The organism is Achromobacter mucicolens, assembly GCF_902859725.1.
Classification (GTDB): Bacteria; Pseudomonadota; Gammaproteobacteria; order Burkholderiales; family Burkholderiaceae_B; genus Achromobacter; species Achromobacter mucicolens.
Window position 1 is genome coordinate 161,875 of sequence record NZ_CADIJP010000006.1, and the last position, 16,824, is coordinate 178,698.

General features: G+C 67.4%; 13 protein-coding genes and 1 pseudogene. 8 read left to right on the forward strand and 6 right to left on the reverse strand.

Annotated elements, in window-relative coordinates; translation table 11 throughout:
• Positions 1–20 precede the first annotated feature (20 nt).
• From HV786_RS09470 to HV786_RS09500, 7 genes are read left to right on the forward strand one after another with little or no spacing between them, the layout of a single operon-like run.
• The gene (locus HV786_RS09470; protein WP_128827521.1) at positions 21–1,070 is read left to right on the forward strand and encodes an ABC transporter substrate-binding protein; all 1,050 of its coding nucleotides are present in this window, start codon (positions 21–23) and stop codon (positions 1,068–1,070) included.
• A 52-nt stretch (positions 1,071–1,122) separates the two neighbouring features.
• Positions 1,123–2,829, forward strand: coding sequence for an ABC transporter permease subunit (locus tag HV786_RS09475; RefSeq protein ID WP_128827522.1), 1,707 nt, complete (start codon positions 1,123–1,125; stop codon positions 2,827–2,829).
• Position 2,830: 1 nt separating this feature from the next.
• Positions 2,831–3,862: an ABC transporter ATP-binding protein gene (locus HV786_RS09480; RefSeq protein ID WP_128827523.1), complete on the forward strand. Its 1,032-nt coding sequence runs from the start codon at positions 2,831–2,833 to the stop codon at positions 3,860–3,862.
• Positions 3,859–4,626: a 5-oxoprolinase subunit PxpB gene (gene pxpB, locus HV786_RS09485; protein WP_128827524.1), complete on the forward strand. Its 768-nt coding sequence runs from the start codon at positions 3,859–3,861 to the stop codon at positions 4,624–4,626. Before HV786_RS09480 ends, pxpB begins: the two co-directional genes overlap by 4 nt.
• Positions 4,623–5,624, forward strand: coding sequence for a 5-oxoprolinase subunit C family protein (locus HV786_RS09490; RefSeq protein ID WP_175210610.1), 1,002 nt, complete (start codon positions 4,623–4,625; stop codon positions 5,622–5,624). The genes pxpB and HV786_RS09490 overlap by 4 nt, the downstream gene beginning before the upstream one ends.
• Before the next feature lie 5 nt (positions 5,625–5,629).
• Positions 5,630–6,328, forward strand: coding sequence for a GntR family transcriptional regulator (locus HV786_RS09495; RefSeq protein WP_252870017.1), 699 nt, complete (start codon positions 5,630–5,632; stop codon positions 6,326–6,328).
• 17 nt (positions 6,329–6,345) lie between these two features.
• Entirely contained in the window at positions 6,346–7,293 is a 948-nt protein-coding gene (locus HV786_RS09500) for a 2-hydroxyacid dehydrogenase (protein WP_128827548.1), read from the forward strand.
• Between the two features lie 109 nt (positions 7,294–7,402).
• Here the strand turns inward: HV786_RS09500 and HV786_RS09505 are convergent.
• From HV786_RS09505 to HV786_RS09525, 5 genes and pseudogenes are all read right to left on the reverse strand, one after another.
• Positions 7,403–8,265: pseudogene (locus tag HV786_RS09505) on the reverse strand (M20/M25/M40 family metallo-hydrolase).
• Positions 8,265–9,278, reverse strand: a complete 1,014-nt coding sequence (locus tag HV786_RS09510) for a Bug family tripartite tricarboxylate transporter substrate binding protein (protein WP_175210612.1) — start codon at positions 9,276–9,278, stop codon at positions 8,265–8,267. The pseudogene HV786_RS09505 and the gene HV786_RS09510 overlap by 1 nt, the downstream one beginning before the upstream one ends.
• Before the next feature lie 17 nt (positions 9,279–9,295).
• Positions 9,296–10,213 (reverse strand): polysaccharide deacetylase family protein, encoded by a 918-nt coding sequence (locus tag HV786_RS09515; RefSeq protein ID WP_128827545.1) that lies wholly within the window; start codon positions 10,211–10,213, stop codon positions 9,296–9,298.
• A 32-nt stretch (positions 10,214–10,245) separates the two neighbouring features.
• The gene (locus HV786_RS09520) at positions 10,246–10,986 is read right to left on the reverse strand and encodes an SDR family NAD(P)-dependent oxidoreductase (RefSeq protein WP_128827544.1); all 741 of its coding nucleotides are present in this window, start codon (positions 10,984–10,986) and stop codon (positions 10,246–10,248) included.
• Positions 10,983–12,011 carry a ketopantoate reductase family protein gene (locus HV786_RS09525; protein ID WP_128827543.1) on the reverse strand — a complete coding sequence of 343 codons (1,029 nt, stop codon included), beginning with the start codon at positions 12,009–12,011 and terminating at the stop codon, positions 10,983–10,985. The genes HV786_RS09520 and HV786_RS09525 overlap by 4 nt, the downstream gene beginning before the upstream one ends.
• Before the next feature lie 142 nt (positions 12,012–12,153).
• On the opposite strand from HV786_RS09525, the gene HV786_RS09530 reads away from it, so the two are divergent.
• Positions 12,154–13,071: a LysR family transcriptional regulator gene (locus HV786_RS09530; protein ID WP_128827542.1), complete on the forward strand. Its 918-nt coding sequence runs from the start codon at positions 12,154–12,156 to the stop codon at positions 13,069–13,071.
• 26 nt (positions 13,072–13,097) lie between these two features.
• Here HV786_RS09530 and HV786_RS09535 read toward each other — a convergent pair whose 3' ends face one another.
• Positions 13,098–16,646: an autotransporter outer membrane beta-barrel domain-containing protein gene (locus HV786_RS09535; protein ID WP_175210621.1), complete on the reverse strand. Its 3,549-nt coding sequence runs from the start codon at positions 16,644–16,646 to the stop codon at positions 13,098–13,100.
• Positions 16,647–16,824 lie beyond the last annotated feature (178 nt).

The window sequence follows — 16,824 nt, forward strand, 5'->3', positions numbered from 1 at the left end:
TAATGAACGGAGTCCAAGCAATGAATTTCAAATGGAAGAACGCCACATGCGCCGTGGCCGCAGCATTGGCGATGGCGACTGGCGTGGCGCAAGCGGCAGAACTCAATTTCGCCAGCTGGGGCGGCAACTACCAGGGTGCGATCCGCGACGCCTGGCTCAAGCCCTTCTCCAAGGAAACCGGGATCACCGTCCACGAAGACACCGATCCGCAGGTCGCCAAGATCCGCGCCATGATCGACACCAAGTCGGTCACATGGGATGTGGTGACCGAGAACAGCGCCCGCCTGACGCGCGGCATCAAGCTGGGCGTCTTCGAGAAGATCACGCCGGACATGGTCAACCAGGACCACGTGATCCCCAGTGCCCGCAACGACTATGGCGTGCCGTCGGAAATCTTCTCGACCAACATCGGCTTCTCGACCCAGGCCTTCCCCGCCGGCAAGCCGCAACCCAGCACCTTCGCCGACTTCTGGGACGTGAAGAAATTCCCCGGCAAGCGGACCCTCCAGGACGATCCCGCCACGGTGATCGAAGCGGCGCTCATCGCCGACGGCGTCCCGCCCGCCGATGTGTACAAGGTGCTGGCCACGCCCGAGGGCCTTGACCGCGCGTTCAAGAAGATCGAAGAGATCAAGCCCCACGTCGCCCGCTGGTGGAAGAGCGGCGCCGAACCCGTCAACGCGCTGGGAACCGGCGAAGTCGTGATGGCGCTGGGCTGGAACGGCCGCTTCCAGGCCGGCATCGACTCGGGCCTGCCCATCGCCATGGGCTGGGGCGACAGCATCGCCCAGGTCGGCTACTTCGCCATCGTGAAGGGCTCGCCCAACCGCGACGCGGCGATCAAGCTGCTGAACTACATGATCCAGCCCAAGCACCAGGCCGAATTCAGCAAGTACATCGCCTACGGCCCGACCACCGAGCAGGCCCTGCCCCTGATCGACGCCAAGCGGCTGGAGCGCCTGCCTTCGACCACCGAGCGCCTGAAGAAAAGCATCTTCCTGAACTCGGAGTTCTGGGACACCCACGGCCCCGCCATCACCGAGCGCTACAACCAGGTCCGCGCCCGCTGATCCTCCTGCCTCCTTACTCAGACGCCGGCGCGTGCGCCGGCGTCCCAATGCCATGACCACGAGCACCGACGCCCTTACCCTGCCCGTCGCCAGCGTGCGCCCGGCCGCCGCTTCCCGGCGCGGCCGCGTCGCGGCCCTTGCCGCATTGCCGCTGCTGCTGTTTCTCCTGCTGTTTTTCGCCGGCCCGATCGCGGGTTTGCTGGGCAACGGCTTCAAGGGCGAGGACGGCGGCCTGACGCTGGACCATTACCGCCACCTGCTGGACACGCCGATCTACCGGATCGTGCTGGTCAACACTTTCACCATCGCCGCAGCCGTCACGGTGGCCTGCGTGGTGTTGAGCTATCCGCTCGCCTACCTGATGGCGACCGTATCGCCGACCGTGGCCCGCGTGGTGTTCTTCGCGGTGCTACTTCCCTTCTGGTCCAGCGCGCTGGTGCGCACATCGGCCTGGATCGCGCTGCTGGGCAAAAACGGGCCGTTGAACACCCTGCTGACGACCGTGGGCATTCTCGACCAGCCCATGGCGTTCCTCTACAACTTTACCGGCGTGATGGTGGGCATGACGCACGTGCTGATGCCCTTCGTGGTGCTGCCGCTGTATGCGTCGTTCCGATCCCTGGACGGCAGCCTGGTGCAGGCCGCGCAAGGCCTGGGCGCGGGATCCGCGGGCATTTTCAGCCGGGTCATCCTGCCGCTGACCAGTCCGGGCGCGGTCGCCGGCGGCATCATTGTCTTCATGAACGCGGTGGGCTACTACATCACCCCGTCACTGATGGGCGGTCCCGCCCAGCGCATGGCCGCCGAACTCATTTCGCACAACATCACCGAAGAGCTGAACTGGGGATTGGCCTCAGCGCTGGCAGGCGTGCTGCTGGCCACCGTGCTGCTGTCGCTGTGGCTGTTCAACCGGCTGTTCGGCCTGAACAGCCTGATCAGCGCCAGTTCCGGCAAAGGCAGCAACACCAGCGGGTATCGCCGCACGCCGGGCGGCCGGATGTCGGCCATGCTGGGCGTGGTGTGCGCGGTGTTCCTGCTGTTGCCCATCGTCGTGGTCATTCCGATGAGCTTCGGCACCACCGACTTCCCCATCTTCCCGCCGCCCAGCTACGGGCTGCGCTGGTACGAGAATTTCTTCACGGACGGCAAATGGCTGGCCGCGCTGGCCTCCAGTACGCGGATCGCCGTCGTGGTGACGCTGCTGGCCACGGTCCTTGGCACCGCCGCCGCGCTGGGTGTCAGCCGGCTGGCAAAGCGCCACCAAGGGTGGCTGGATGCCTTCTTCATCGTCCCGATGTCGGTGCCGGCCATCGTCACGGCGGTCGCGCTGTACTACCTGTTCGCGCCCATCGGCTGGGTCGCCAATTCCATGGCGGTCATTCTGGGCCATACCGTGCTGGCCGCGCCCTACGTCTACATCACCATGCGGGCGGCGCTGCGCAGCCTGGACCCCAGCCTGGAGCTGGCCGCGCTCAGCATGGGCGCTTCCTGGCCGACGATGTTCAGGCTGGTCATGCTGCCGGCCCTGATCCCCAGCCTGATCGGCGGCGCCGTCTTTGCCTTCGTCAGCTCGTTCGACGACGTGGTCATGGCGCTGTTCCTGACCACCATCCGCAACCGCACCCTGCCCAAGTTGATGTTCGAGGGCCTGGCCAACGACTTCGATCCCACCGTGATCTCCGCCTCCTGCCTGCTGGTCGGGGCGACGGCGCTGATCCTGCTTGCAAACCTGCTGATCAGCAGGAAGAAGGAACACTGACATGCATATCGCCAACGACATCCTCCCGCAACGCCCGCCGGAACGCCAGGGCAAGGAACTGACGCTTGCCGGCATCCACAAGCGATACGGCGATTCGATTGCATTGCCCGAGGTCGACCTGACCGTGGCGCGCGGCGAGTTCTGCACGCTGCTGGGCGCATCAGGCTCCGGCAAGACCACGCTGCTCAAAATCATCGCCGGCTTCGAATCGCCGGACGCCGGCGTGGTGAAGATCGGCGGGCGCGACGTCACGCATACGCCGATCGCGGACCGCAACATCGGCATGGTGTTCCAGAACTACGCCCTGTTCCCGCACATGAGCGTGTTCGAGAACGTCGCGTTCGCGCTGCGCATGCGGCGCCTGAACGAAGAGGACATCCGCCGCCGCGTATCTGACGCGCTGGACCTGGTGAGCCTGGCGCCGCTGAAGGACCGCAAGCCCGGCGCGCTGTCCGGGGGCCAGCAGCAGCGCGTCGCGCTGGCGCGCGCCCTGGTGTTCACGCCCGACATCCTGCTGATGGACGAGCCGCTGGGCGCGCTGGACAAGAATCTGCGGCAGTCCATTCAGCTGCAGCTTCGCCGGCTGCACCAGGAACTGGGGCTGACCGTGGTCTTCGTCACGCATGACCAGGAAGAAGCCATGAACCTGTCGGACCGCATCGTCATCCTGGAACAGGGCCGCATCGTCGAGGCCGGCTCGCCGGAAAGCCTGTACCGCAAGCCCGCCAGCGCTTTCGTCGCCGGCTTTCTGGGTGAATGCAATTTCCTGCCCGCCAACGACGGCGTGCTGGGCGTGCGCCCCGAGCACCTGCGCCTGGGCAGCCGCCTGGCCGGTGCCGATCAGCGCCACCCGGGCAAGGTCGTGGCGTCGACGTTCTGCGGCGTGCACTGGAAAGTCTTCATCGAAGCCTTCGACAAGGTGATCCTGGCCTACGCGCCGCTGGATGTAGACGCAGCCCAGCGCACGCCCGGACAGGCGGTCACGTGGGGCTTTCATCCGGACGACGCCATGGAATTCGCCAACGCAGCATGATCACCGACGCGCCAACTTCTTGCGGGACTGCCGCGCCGCGCATCGTGGCGGCGGGCGATCGCACGCTGCTGGTCGAGTTTCCCGACCGCATCGACGCCGAGACCAACGCGCGCGTGCTTGCGCTATCGAAGGCGTTGCGAGGCAGCCTGCGCAAGGTCCGCGGACTCCAGAGCGTGGTGCCAGCATACCGTTCGCTCGCGGTGAGCTTCGATCCGCTACTGATCGGGCACGACGCCATTTGCGAGCTGATCGGCCGCAGCCTGCAAGCCAGCGCCTTCGCGCCTGTCCACGCACCGCGGCGCTGGGAAGTCCCGGTCTGCTATGGCGGCGCCCACGGCATGGACCTGCAGGCGCTGGCGGATCAGCATCGGCTTGATCCCGCGCGGGTCATCGCCCGGCACACCGCGCCGGTCTACCGGATCTACATGGTGGGATTCCTGCCGGGCTTCGCGTATCTGGGCGGCCTGGATCCTGCGCTGCACACGCCCCGCCGCGCCATGCCGCGCGCGCACACGCCCGCCGGCAGCATCAACATCGGCGGCCAGCAGACGGCCATCGCCTCGGTGTCCGGACCCAGCGGCTGGCACCTGATCGGCCGCACGCCGTGGCGCAGCTTCGATCTGCGCCACGCGAATCCATTTCTGTTCGAGGCCGGCGACGAGATCGTGTTCACCCCCATCGATGAAGACGAGTTCGAACGCCTTGCCGCCTTGCAGGACGACCCCGCCCGGCGACCGCAACCGCTGACAGGAGACAGCCAATGACCGCGCGACTTCGCGTCGAGAAGGCCGGCTTGCTGACCACGGTGCAGGACCTGGGCCGCCCGGGCTATGAACACATGGGCGTGCCGCCGTCGGGCGCCATGGATCCCGGCGCGCTGCGCATGGCCAATGTACTGGTCGGCAACGCGCCCGGCCTGGCCGCACTGGAATTCACCCTGCTGGGCGGCGCGTTGCAGGTGCTGGATGCGGATTGCACCGTCGCCTTCGCAGGAAGCGCCCTGCTGCACGTCAGCGCCACGGCCGCCTCGCCCGCCCGGTCACTGAGTCCGTGGCAATCCCACCGTGTACCGGCGGGCGCCACCTTGGCGATCGGGCCGCTGGAACGCGGCGTACGCGGATATCTGGCCGTCGGTGGCGGCATCGCCGTGGCGCCCGTGCTGGGCAGCGCTTCCACCCTCACGCGTGCGCGGCTCGGCGGCCTGGACGGCCGTGCGCTGGCGCGCGGCGACGTGCTTGCCACCGGCGACGGCAGGCGCCGTTCGCCGCGTCGCTGGCTGGCCGCCCGCGACACCGGCTGGTTCTATCGGGACGCGCCCATTGGTGTCGTCCTCGGTCCGCAGCAGGATCACTTCGCGTCCGCCGAGATCGACCGTTTTCTTGGCGCCACGTATCGCCTGGCGCCGCAGTCCGACCGCATGGGCCTGCGTCTGGATGGGCCGGCCATCGCGCACGCCCGGGGCGCCGACATCATCACCGACCCCATCGCCGCGGGCAGCATCCAGATCCCAGGCGCGGGACAGCCCCTCATTGCCATGAACGACCGCCAGACCACCGGCGGTTACCCCAAGATCGCCACCGTCATCTCGGCCGACCTGCCTCGTCTTGCCCAGATCCGCCCGGGCCAGCCGCTGCGGTTCGAAGCCCTGGACCTGGCTCAGGCCGTGCAGCGCTGGCGCGATTACACGGAATGGGTCCACGCCCGCGAAGACGACCTGCGCGCAGACCCGAACTTTCCCATCTTCCCCTTACTGTTTCCATGATTCCTATGTCCATCATTCATGCCATGGAAAGCCCCTTGCTCAACGCCGCGGCCGCCGCCCCGGCCGCCGACGACTCGCGCGACCTGGTCGACGAGGCCTACTCGACCATGCTGGACATGATCCAGCTGGGCCAGTTGCCCATCAACCAGCCGCTGCAGGAACGCAACCTGGCCAGCGCACTGGGCGTATCGCGCACCCCGCTGCGCGAGGCGATGAGCCGCCTGATCGGCGCCGGCTTCGCCGTGCGCACGGCGCGCGGGCAGCTCATCGTTCCTGAACCCTCGTTGCGCCAGTATCTGGAGATCTTCCAGATGCGCGTGCTGCTGGAAGGCGACGCCGCCGCGGCCGCCGCCACCCGCATGGCGCCAGAGCAGGCCTTGGCCCTCCTGGAGCAGGTCAGCGAGATCCGGCGCCGCAATGAGACCACCCACGAGGAGAACCATCGGGTCGACAATCTGCTGCACGACAGCATCGCCCAGGCCAGCGGCAACCGGCTGATGGCACAGACCATCCACGACCTGCGCATCAAGGCCCGCTGCTTCGACCAGAACGGCGCGCCCGAACGGCTGATTCCCGGCTGCGACGAGCACATGGCCGTCCTGCAGGCCATCCTGAATCGCGACCCCGACGCCGCGCGCGCCGCGATGCAGGCGCACCTCTGCAACGTGCGCGTTGGCCTGGTCGCCCGCCACACCCAGATTTAACTGCTTCCTTTATCCGCATGTCATTCCCTACCCCCAAGCCGCTGCTCATCATCATGAACCCGGTCACGCAGGCCGACCGGGATCAGATCGCCCGCCACTTCGAAGTCGTCTTCGCCCCGACGCCGGAACAGTACGCGCAAGCCGTCGCCGAGCACGCGCCGCGCGTCGATGTGGTCATGACCATCGGCGCGATTGGCCTGACTGCAGGCCAGATCGACGCGCTGCCCAACCTGAAGCTGATCTACTCGATGGGAGCCGGCTACGAAAAGATCGACCTGGACCACGCCCGGCGGCGCGGCGTCAAGGTCGCCAACGGCGCGGGCACCAACGACAGCTGCGTCGCCGACCACGCCATGGGCCTGATGATCGCCGTCATCCGCGGCATTCCCCGCCTGGACCAGCTCACGCGGCAAGGCGTCTGGCGCACGCAGCTGCCGCTGCCACCCAACGTCTCCGGGAAAAAACTGGGCATCATCGGCCTGGGCGGTATCGGCGAAAAAGTGGCGCTGCGCGCGCAGGCGTTCGAGATGCAGATCGGCTACCACAACCGCCGCCCGCGCCCGGGGTCGCCGCACCGCTACTTTCCTTCCGTGGGCGAACTGGCCGGGTGGTCCGACGTGCTGCTCGTCGCCATCCCGGGCGGCGATTCAACCCACCACCTGATCGATGGCGCCATCCTGGACCAGCTTGGCCCCAACGGCTACCTGATCAACATCGCGCGCGGCAGTGTCGTGGACACCGTTGCCTTGGAACGTGCCCTGCGCCAGCGGACCATCGCCGGCGCGGCACTGGACGTTTATGAAGGCGAGCCCGAGTTGCCAGCGGCTTTGGCCGACTTGACCAACTTGGTGCTCACCCCCCACATTGCCGGCTGGTCGCCTGAAGCCATGCAATTGATGGTGGATAAATTCCTGGAAAATACGCGCCGGCTGTATGCGGACGAGCCGCTGTTGACGCCGCTGTGAGGCGGGACTTTCATTCAACCAGGGCAGAAATGCCCTGGTTGCCTGGCAGCGGCAACACCCATCGCACTTTCAGCACTAAGATGTCGTCTCTCGATAGCCCCATACCCCATCACGCCACCAAGTAGGTCTCCGCGAGCCGACTCCAGAAAGCCGCGCCCACGCACAGGTTGTCGTCGTTGAAGTCGTAATTGGCGTTATGCAACGCGCGCCCACCGCTGGCGGGCCCGTTTCCGAGCCGCACCAGTGCGCCCGGAACGGCCTGCTGCATGTACGCGAAGTCTTCACTGCCCATCAACGGCGGCATATCTCCCGTCACCCGATCTTCTCCCACCAGCTCGCGGGCTACGGCCAGCGCCAGCGCCGTGGGCGCGTCGGCGTTGTCGACGACCGGATAGCCCTCCACGTAGACGATCTTCACGCTGGCCTCGTGGCTTTCCGCGGTGGATTCGCAAACCTGCACGATGCGCTCGCGCAGCCGCGCCCGCACCTGCGGGCTGAACGAGCGCACCGAGATGCCGATCTCGGCCTCGCCTGAAATTACGTTCAGCGCGTCACCGGCACGCAGCCGGCCCACGGACACCACGGCCGCCTGCGACCGATCGATATTGCGCGACACGACCGTTTGCAGCGCCATCACGATGGCCGCGGCCGCGACCACCGGATCGGTCGCCAAATGCGGCCGCGCGGCATGTCCGCCGTTGCCGATGACCTTTACGAACACCCGATCGCCCGCGGCCATGAACGGCCCGCTGCGCCAGCACGCAGCGTGGCCACTAGCCCCGTGCCCGCCAGTCCCGTGATGACCTCGTAGCCCCATTGCGCCAGCAGCCCAGCCACGCGGGCCGACGTGGCGTGCTCCTGAAACGCCAGCTCGGGCCGCTGGTGCAGCGCGCGGCGCAGCGCCGTGAGTTCAGGCTTCAGGTCCTGCAGGTCGGCGAGCGTGGTGCGCGTGACGGCGTCGCGGGCGGCCATTACGCGATCCCGGTGGCGCCGACCAGCTTCACCAGCGCGCCCCACTTCTCATACTCACGCTTGAAGAACGCGTCGAGCTCGGCCTGGGACATGGGCGCATAGGGCGGCACGCCTTCGTTTTCCAGGCGGGAACGGATCGCGGGATCCTCCATCGTGCTTTGCACCGCCTCGCGTAGCTTCGCGACGATCTCAGGCGGCACGCCGCTGGGCAGGCAGAACGCGTTCCAGGTCACGATGTCGTAGTCCGTCTCCAGGACCTCGGCAACCGTCGGGATCTCGGGCGCGGCCTTGAGCCGCTCCGTGCCCGACACGGCCAGCGCGACCAGCCGTCCCGCCTTGACCTGCGGACCCAGCACCGACCATGCGTCGAAGGCGAACGTGAGCTGGCCGCCGGTCAGGTCGGTCAGCACCTGCGGCCCCTGCTTGTACGGCACGTGCAGCAGTTTGGGCACGCCCATCTTCTGCGCCAGCACGTGGCACGCGATGTGGCTCGACGTGCCGTTACCGTTGGAGCCGTAGCTGGCCTTGTCCGGATTGGCCTTGACGTGCGCGATCAGGTCCTTGAGCGTCTTGATCCCCGAGCTGGCCGCGACGACCAGCACCACGGGCACCTGGATGGTGACGGCCAGCGGCTCGAACGCCTTGACCGGGTCAAAGGGCAGGTTCGCGTAGATGTGCGGGTTGATCGCGTAGGTGCTGGCCGTGCTGTAGAGCACGGTGTAGCCGTCGGGCTTGGCCCGCGCCACGGTCGCCGCCCCGATGTTGCCGCCGGCGCCGGCCTTGTTCTCCACCACGATGTTGGCGTCTAGCCGCTTGGCCAGCCCGGTGCCGATCATGCGCGCCACGATGTCGGTGTTCCCGCCCGGCGCGAACGGCACCACGACGGAAACCGGCTTGTCCGGATAGCCGGGCGCGGCCTGCGCGCTTCGCCAGGGCAAGGCGCCCGCGCCCGCCAGCGACAGCAGCGGCAGCCCGGCCAGATGTGCGCACAAGGCGCGACGTTTTTCGTTCATGATTTCCCCTTGTCGATTTATTTGTTGGAATCCGGCGCAAACCGGCCCACGTGCGCGCTGACCTCGAACCGGCCGGCGTTGGCCGACGCGCGGTGATAGTCGTGCAATTGCATCGGCGTCGCCCACCACACGCCCTTGGCGTTGGCGATATGGCCGAAGAACTTATCCAGCAGGCGCAGGCGCTGAGCCCGGCCCGAGATCCAGTCATGGACCGTGATCATGCACAGACCGCCCCACTCGCGCACGCCCTCGAATTCCTCGATCCAGCTTTCGAGCACGGCGTTCGGATTGGCCGGGTGCGTCTTGTCGCGCGGCCCGTTGGTGTATCGGAAGTACAGCGCGTCGTCGATGGTCCAGGTCACCGGCACCTGCACCAGCCCGTCGATCGAATACGGATGATCGAAGCCCATCAGCGAACTGTCGTAGGCCACGCCCGCGCGGCGCAGCGCCGCCAGGCTGGCTGGCGAATGCTCGAACGACGGCGCGCGATAGCCGCGGCAGGCCGTCCCCGTCTGCTGCTGAAAGACTTCGATGCTACAACCCAGGTAATCGTCCAGCGTGGCGTCGTCCAGCGTGTCCAGCCGCTCGTGGAAATAACCGTGATAGCCCACCTCATGCCCTGCCTTCAGCAGCATGGGAAGCAGATCGGGATAGGTGGCGGCCACCACGCCCGGCACGTAGAACGCGCCCTTGATTCCCCACTTGTCCAGCAGCGCAAGGATCCGCGCCACGCCTTGCCGCGGGCCATACCGGCGCTGCTCCAGCTCGCCCAGCGCCACGGGCTGCTTGTCGCGCGCGGTCCAGAAATACGGGGACTCGGCGTCCAGGTCCAGCGTGAACGCCACCGCGCAGCGCTTACCCTCGGGCCATGCGTACGCCGGAAACGATATGCGGTTGTCTTCATGCATCTTGATCGCGCGCATGGAGGTGTCCATCTGATTTCTCCTTGATGATTTGTCTTCGTGGTTCAGGTCGGGGCACGCCGGTTGATGCCGCCCCCGCCATCCACCGACAGCACCTGGCCCGTCGTGAATGACGCCGCGTCGCTCGCCAGGAACAGCACTGCCTGCGAGAGTTCGCCGGGCTGGATCATGCGCCCCAGCGGGATCGCGGCCGCGATGCTCTCCAGATGGGCGGGCGGCAGCACGGGGCTGTTTTCGCCCTGCGCCAGTCCCGGACGGACGGCGTTGACGCGGATGCCGTGCGGGGCAAGCCGAACCGCAAGAATGCGCGTCGTCTGCTCCAGCGCCGCCTTGGACGGCCCGTAGATCGCGCCATTGCCTCGGGCCACCTCGGCCGACGCCGAGCTCACGTTGACCACCGACCCGCGGACGCCCGCGGCGATCCAGCGCCGCGCCAGCGCCTGGATCAGCTGCAACGGGCCCAGCAGATTCACGTCCAGGATTGCGCGGCACAATTCCGCCGGCGCATCCAGGATGTCCGCAAACGGAAAGATCGCCGCGTTGTTCACCAGCACATGGGGCAGGGATTGATCGTCCCAACCCGCGACCAAGCGTTCGATCGCCGCGCAGTCGGTGACGTCCAATTCGATGTGATGCCCTACCCCGACACACGCGGCGTCCTGCGCGCGGTCAGCACCGGTCACCCTGGCGCCTGCCAGCGCAAAAGCCTGCACCAGCTCGCGTCCGAAGTGCCCGTTGCTGCCCGTCACCAGCACGTGGCGGTCCGAAAAATCTGGCGCGCTCATGCCGCGGACTCCATCAGCGCATCCAGGTTGGCGTTGCCGAAATCGCGCGTGCCCGCCTCCATCTCGCGGATCATCGCGATCAGGCGCGACACCGTCGGCGTCTCGATGCCGGCGGCCTGGCCATGAGCCACGATGTCCGTGATCTGCGGGTCCACCTCGGTCGGGCGCTTGCGCACCGCCAGGTCGCGCCACACGCCGCTGCGCGGCTTGCCCACCCAGCGGCGGCAATGATCGGTGATCTGCTGCATCTGTGCCCAGGCCTCGTCCGCGCTGGCCGACGCGGTGAAGGCATCCGGCGCAAAGCCGTCAAACGGCGCCGGGTCCACGCCGCTGGCGCGGGCCACCGTCACCACCTCGCGGCAAAGCGCGCGCCACAGCGGCAGATAGCGCCGGTTGCCCAGCTGCTCCACGATCGTGTCGTTCGACATCGCGGTCGTAAACAGCAGCGACCCAATGGCCACCTTGCTCCACTTGTAGCCCATCAGGCGGTCCGTCCAGCCCGACTGCGGATCTACCTGGCGCAGCAGCGCTTCCACCTGTCGCGAACGGACCGTGTCGCCGCCGTCGATCTCACCGACCCGCAGGCTGCCCAGGCCACCGAACTGGATGCGGCCCGGCCCCACGTAGTCCGACGCAAAATTCACCAGCGCGCCCAGCGTGCGCTCCTGCCCCACCACGCTGGCGATCGTCGCCTCGGTCAGGCCGTTCTGCAGCGCCAGCACCCAGCCGTCCGCGGCCAGTCGCGGCGCGATCGACGCCATCGCCGGGCGGGTGTGCTGCCCTTTCACTGACAGCATGATCCGGGAATACGTCCGGTCCACCTCGGACGCCAGGCAGGCCTTCATCCGCGAAAACGTGCTCTTGCCGTCCGGACCGACGATCTCAAGCCCGCGCGTGCGCACCGTCTCAACATGCTCGGGCACCACGTCCACCAGCAGCACATCCTGGCCGGCATCCGCCAGCTTTGCTGCCACCACGCCGCCAATCGCGCCGCCCCCCCACACAACAATCGGATCCTGACTCACTGCCTGCCACTCCCTTGTTACCCGCGCGCCTTCATCGACGGCCTCAGGGAGAAATTCTGAAAGCAGCAGACATATAATTCAATTTCGAAATTTGATCGAATACTTGCGTTAAACGCATGTATTTTTGCGAGGGGAAGTCTGCATGAATTACCGCGCCTACGAAGCGCTGCACGCGTTCGTCGAAGGCGGCAGCGTCGCCCAGGCCGCGCTGCGCCTGCACCGCACCCAGCCCCAGGTCAGCCGCCTGCTGGCGCAGCTGGAAGAAGAAGCCGGCTTCGAAATCTTGCGCAAGACCGGCCGCCGCCTGGAACTTACCGACGACGGCCATGAGTTCTACAAGCGCGTCTACGGTCTGCTGCGAGCCCAGGACGCCGTGGCCGACTACGCCGAAGACATGCGCCAGGGCCGTCGCGACCGCGTCCGAGTCCTGGCCGCCAACCACATCATCGACGGCCTGGCCATCGAGGCCGTGGGCCGCTGCCGCCTGAAGAATCCCGACTTCACCGCAGCGCTCAATGCACGCATGCCCGCGGAACTGCAATGGTGGCTGGCGCAGCAGCAATTCGACCTGGCCCTGGTCCAGCTTCCGCTGGAGCATCCCGCCATCGAAACCGAGCTGCTATGTCAAAGCGAAATCGTCGCTGTTATGCACCCGGATCACCCGTACGCCAGGCGCTCGCAGATCGGTCCCGAAGACCTGCAGACCGAGCCCTACATCAGCCTGGGCCGCCGCAGCATTCTTGAACAGCGTTGCCTGGCCGCCTTCGAGGCCACCAACGCCGCCGCGCACAGCGAGCTCGAAGTCTCCTTCAGCACCATGGCCATCCAGCTGGCGGCCATGAACTGCGGCATTGCGCTGGCCGACCCCATGGCCACGCTCGCGCAACGGCACCTGAACATTGCCGTCAGAAAATTCCGCCCCACGGTCAAACTGCACTACGGACTCGTTTTTCCCAAAGGCAAACGCCGAAGCCCTGCGACGGAGCAACTGGTCGATGAACTGCACCGCGTAGCGAAGGAACGGGTTCCTGAACTTCGGCGGCTTTTGAGCAAGGAGTGAGTGCGGCAGCGATATTTCCCAACAGGTCAGAATCGCCACGCCACACGTACGCTCGCGGCGTGTTCGCGGCTCTCGGATGCGAACTGGCCATCGTAGGACAAGCCGACGCTGCTGTTGCGCCCCAGGGCCATGTCTGCGCCCAATCCCACCAGGGCCGCGTTGCGCGCGATGGGCGTGCCGGCCACCGTAAACGGCTGGCCTGCGTCGAACGACATCTGGGTTTTGGCATCCACGTCGCCGAAGGCATGACGCCAGCCCAGCATCGCGGTCAGCCATCCTTGCCGGCCACCCAAATCGAAGTCCTGGCGCGCGCGCAGACCGAGCGAGGTCTGCGTCTGTTGCTGGCGCGAGGCCTGTCCGGTCAGCGCCGCGTCACCGCCGGTTTCCTGGAAGCCGCGAATGCGCAGGTCGCTCCAGGCCAGCCCGGCGTACGGTTCGAGCGTGAAACCCGCGGTTGCCGCCCACGAATAGGAAAGCTCGGAGAACAGCTGCACGGTGCTGGCGCCGTAGTCGGCCGTCAATGCATCGGCCTGGCTCGCCGCCTGGCGCCGGGTGGAAATATCGTGCCAGGTGTAGCCTACGCCGCCCAGCAGGTTCCAGGCGCCGCTGGCGGTCGCGAACGACTTGCCGCCGTAGACCAGGGCACTGTAGCCGCCGATGTCGGCCTGGCTGCTGCGATCGTCGACCTTGGCCTTGGTATCGGTAAAGCCCACTGCGCCACCCAGCCGCCAGCCCGCGCCGACCGGCTGGTCCGCGCCGACGAATACGCCGCCGGTATGCTGGCGCCAAGAGGCCGCGTTGCCGTCGCCATCGAAGGTCTGCCAGCCGCCGACGAGCTCGGCCCAGGCAGGCAAGGCGGCCGATGAGGGCAGCGCGCCCTGCGGCAATGCAGCGCCGCCGGCTTGCGCCGTGGGCGCCCCCGGCAGCAGGCCGGCTCGCAGGTTGGCGCGCAGCCGTGCCGTAGGCGCCGCGCGCAGGTTGGCCGCCCCCTGGGCCAACGCGCTGCTCACGCTGGCATGGGCTTCGCCCGACAGGCTGTTGAACACGGATTGTGGCTGGTCGGCAGTCAAGGTCGCGACGTAGCGCCACAGTGCGTGCCCGTCCGGCAGACTGTCGAGTGCCGCGCCGACCGCACGCTGGTTGCCCGTGGCCGCCGCGCTGGCAAACGAACGGGCTTGCGCCAGTTGCAGATTGACCGAACCGGCGTCGTAACTCAAGACCGGATCGAGAAAGGCGTAGTTGGAGGCCACGCCGTCGAAGCGGCCCGAGATCGCGTCGGCAGTCAGGATCGTGTAGCGCTGGTTGGGGGTGAAGTTGCCTTGCGGCCCCACGTGCATCACCGAACCGCCCAGATAGGCGGTGCCTCGAACGTTGACGAGATCGCTCTGGGTGCCCGCCGGTTCGGCTTCGACGCGATAGACCGAGCCGGATGCCAGCCTCAGGTCACCGTTGACGGTAAGCGTGCCGATGGAATTGCCGGGCGCCAACACGCCGCCGGACGCGACCGTGGTCGGACCCACGGCGCCGTTGCCGCCAAGGACGCCGCCGGTCTGCACCTGGACCGGTCCGGCCAGGCTGCCGTTCACCGCCAGCGAGCCGCCGCGCACGGTGGTCAGGCCGGTATTCGTGCTGGCGCCGGTCAACACCAGGTCGCCAGCGTACAGATCGACGGCGCCCCGGCCGGAGATCTTGCCGCCGTATACCAGTGGCGCGCCAGCGAAATTGAACACCAGCCGGCCGTCGCCCTTGCCCAGGTGCACGCGCGGGGTGTCGAGCACACCGGCGGCCACCGGCGCCGAGCCGGCCGCGGCGCCCACGTTCAGTACGCCGCGCGACCCGGCGTTGTTGGCGATGAGAATTACGGGCGCGCGCGCCGTGCCGCCATCGGCCAGCGTCATTTCGCCCTGCCCCAGACGGCCGACGTTCAGGTCGCGCGACGTCTGCCAGAGCGAACCGGCCCCCGTGACGACCATCGTGCCGTTGGCGCCGTTCAGGTCGCCCAGGATGCCATAGCGGCTTTCGACCCGGGCTCCGCCGGAGACAATGGCCGCGCCCCGGGCGCCCGCATTGTGGGCGACGAAGAAGTCGCCGCTGTTCACCCAGGCCGCGCCGCCGCTCAGCGTTGCGCTGCTGTTGGAGCCGTTTTCGGTGCCGACGTAGCCATCGGTGCTGTCCAGGCGCGCGCCGCCGCTCATCTGCAGGGTGCCATTGCCGACGTTGCCCACGTAAACCACGCCGGCGCTATTCAAACGCGTAGCCGCTCCGTCCAGCGTGGCAGTGCCGGACGAACCGGCCTCGTGACCGATCAGCACGCCTTGCGCCGTCACCGCCGCGCCTCCCGACATGACCAGCGAGCCGGTACCGGCATAGCCGACGCTGATCCGGTCGCTGGAGGTCAGCGACGAGCCCGTACCGGTGAGGGTCAGCGCGCCGCTGGCATTGACCGCGTCACCCAATCGGACCTGGCCCGCAGTGGCCTTGGCGCCGCCGCTGATGTCCAGGCGGCCTACGGCCGCCACGGCGCCCGTATCGTTGCGGTCACCGCCGATGGTGAGGGTGTTGACCCCCATCGTCGTGCCCGCACCTCTGAGCACGATGCCGCCGCTAGCCGAACCGCCTCGGCCGAGCACGGTATCGCCTGCGACCATCGCGCCCTGGTTTTCAACCGTGATCAGGCCCGTGCCCCGCGCGCCAACGAAAAGCGCGCCGGAGGTGCTGAACAGGGAATTCAGGCCTGTGACCGTGATGTCGCCCCGGCTGCCGGCGTACAGGCCCATTGTCACCTGGCCCAGCGACGACAGTTGCGCGCCAGAGGCCACATTGACGGCGCCCGCGCCCTGACTGCCGACGGTCAACTGGCCGGAGGCGATCCACTGCGCCTCGTTCGCCAACGTCGCCGAACCGCTGGACCCCGCGCTGGTCGCAAGCACCGCCGTACCGGTCTGCAGCAGCGTGTCCTTGTCCGCGGCGTCGACTACGCCAGTGCCCGAAGCGCCTATCTCCAGCGCGGTGAGGGTCGCGGAGGCCCGGTCGCGCAATTGCAGGGTGCCGTGCGATCCCTGTTCGCTCCCCAGGTAGACCTGAACGCCGTTGAACGAAGCGCCGCCGGACAGCGACACCTGAGCGCGGCCGAAACTGCCGATGACCGACAACGCCGTGTCCGTCCACGACTGGCCATTGGCCAGGTTCATCGTGACCAGGGAGGTGCTGCTGTTGGACAGGACACTCAGATCGCTCCGCAGGCTTGCGCCGGGATCGAAATCTAGCGTGGCGCTGCCCCCGGTGCCCAGGTAGAACATCCCGACCTGTTGCGTGCCATCCAGGCGCACTGTCTGAACGGCGCCCGGCACCGTGCCCAGGAAGACGTTGTCCCCCATCCCGGGCGCAGACGACACGTCCCAGTTGCCGGCCGTGGTCCATCGGGTATCGGCGCCGCCCCCGGCGACCCAGAAATGCGGCGACCCTTGCGCATGCACCGTGGAGGTGACACTCGCAAGCAGCGCGGCAGTGAGCGAAAGCGACCACGGCCAGCCGCCGGAACGCACGGCGGAAGCAATCAAGGATTGTTTTTTCATAATGGACTCGGCCAACCGATAAAAATCCCCTCCTTGAATGGCATCGCTGGCGGAAGGGTTCCATATCAATTGACGACGCTTTTCGCCCGCGCTTAAATCCGCGTCCACATTTTCAGATTCTTGACGGTACGCCGTGCCGCCGTCTGTCTGCGCGCGGCGGCGCCTTGTGCGGCCGTCA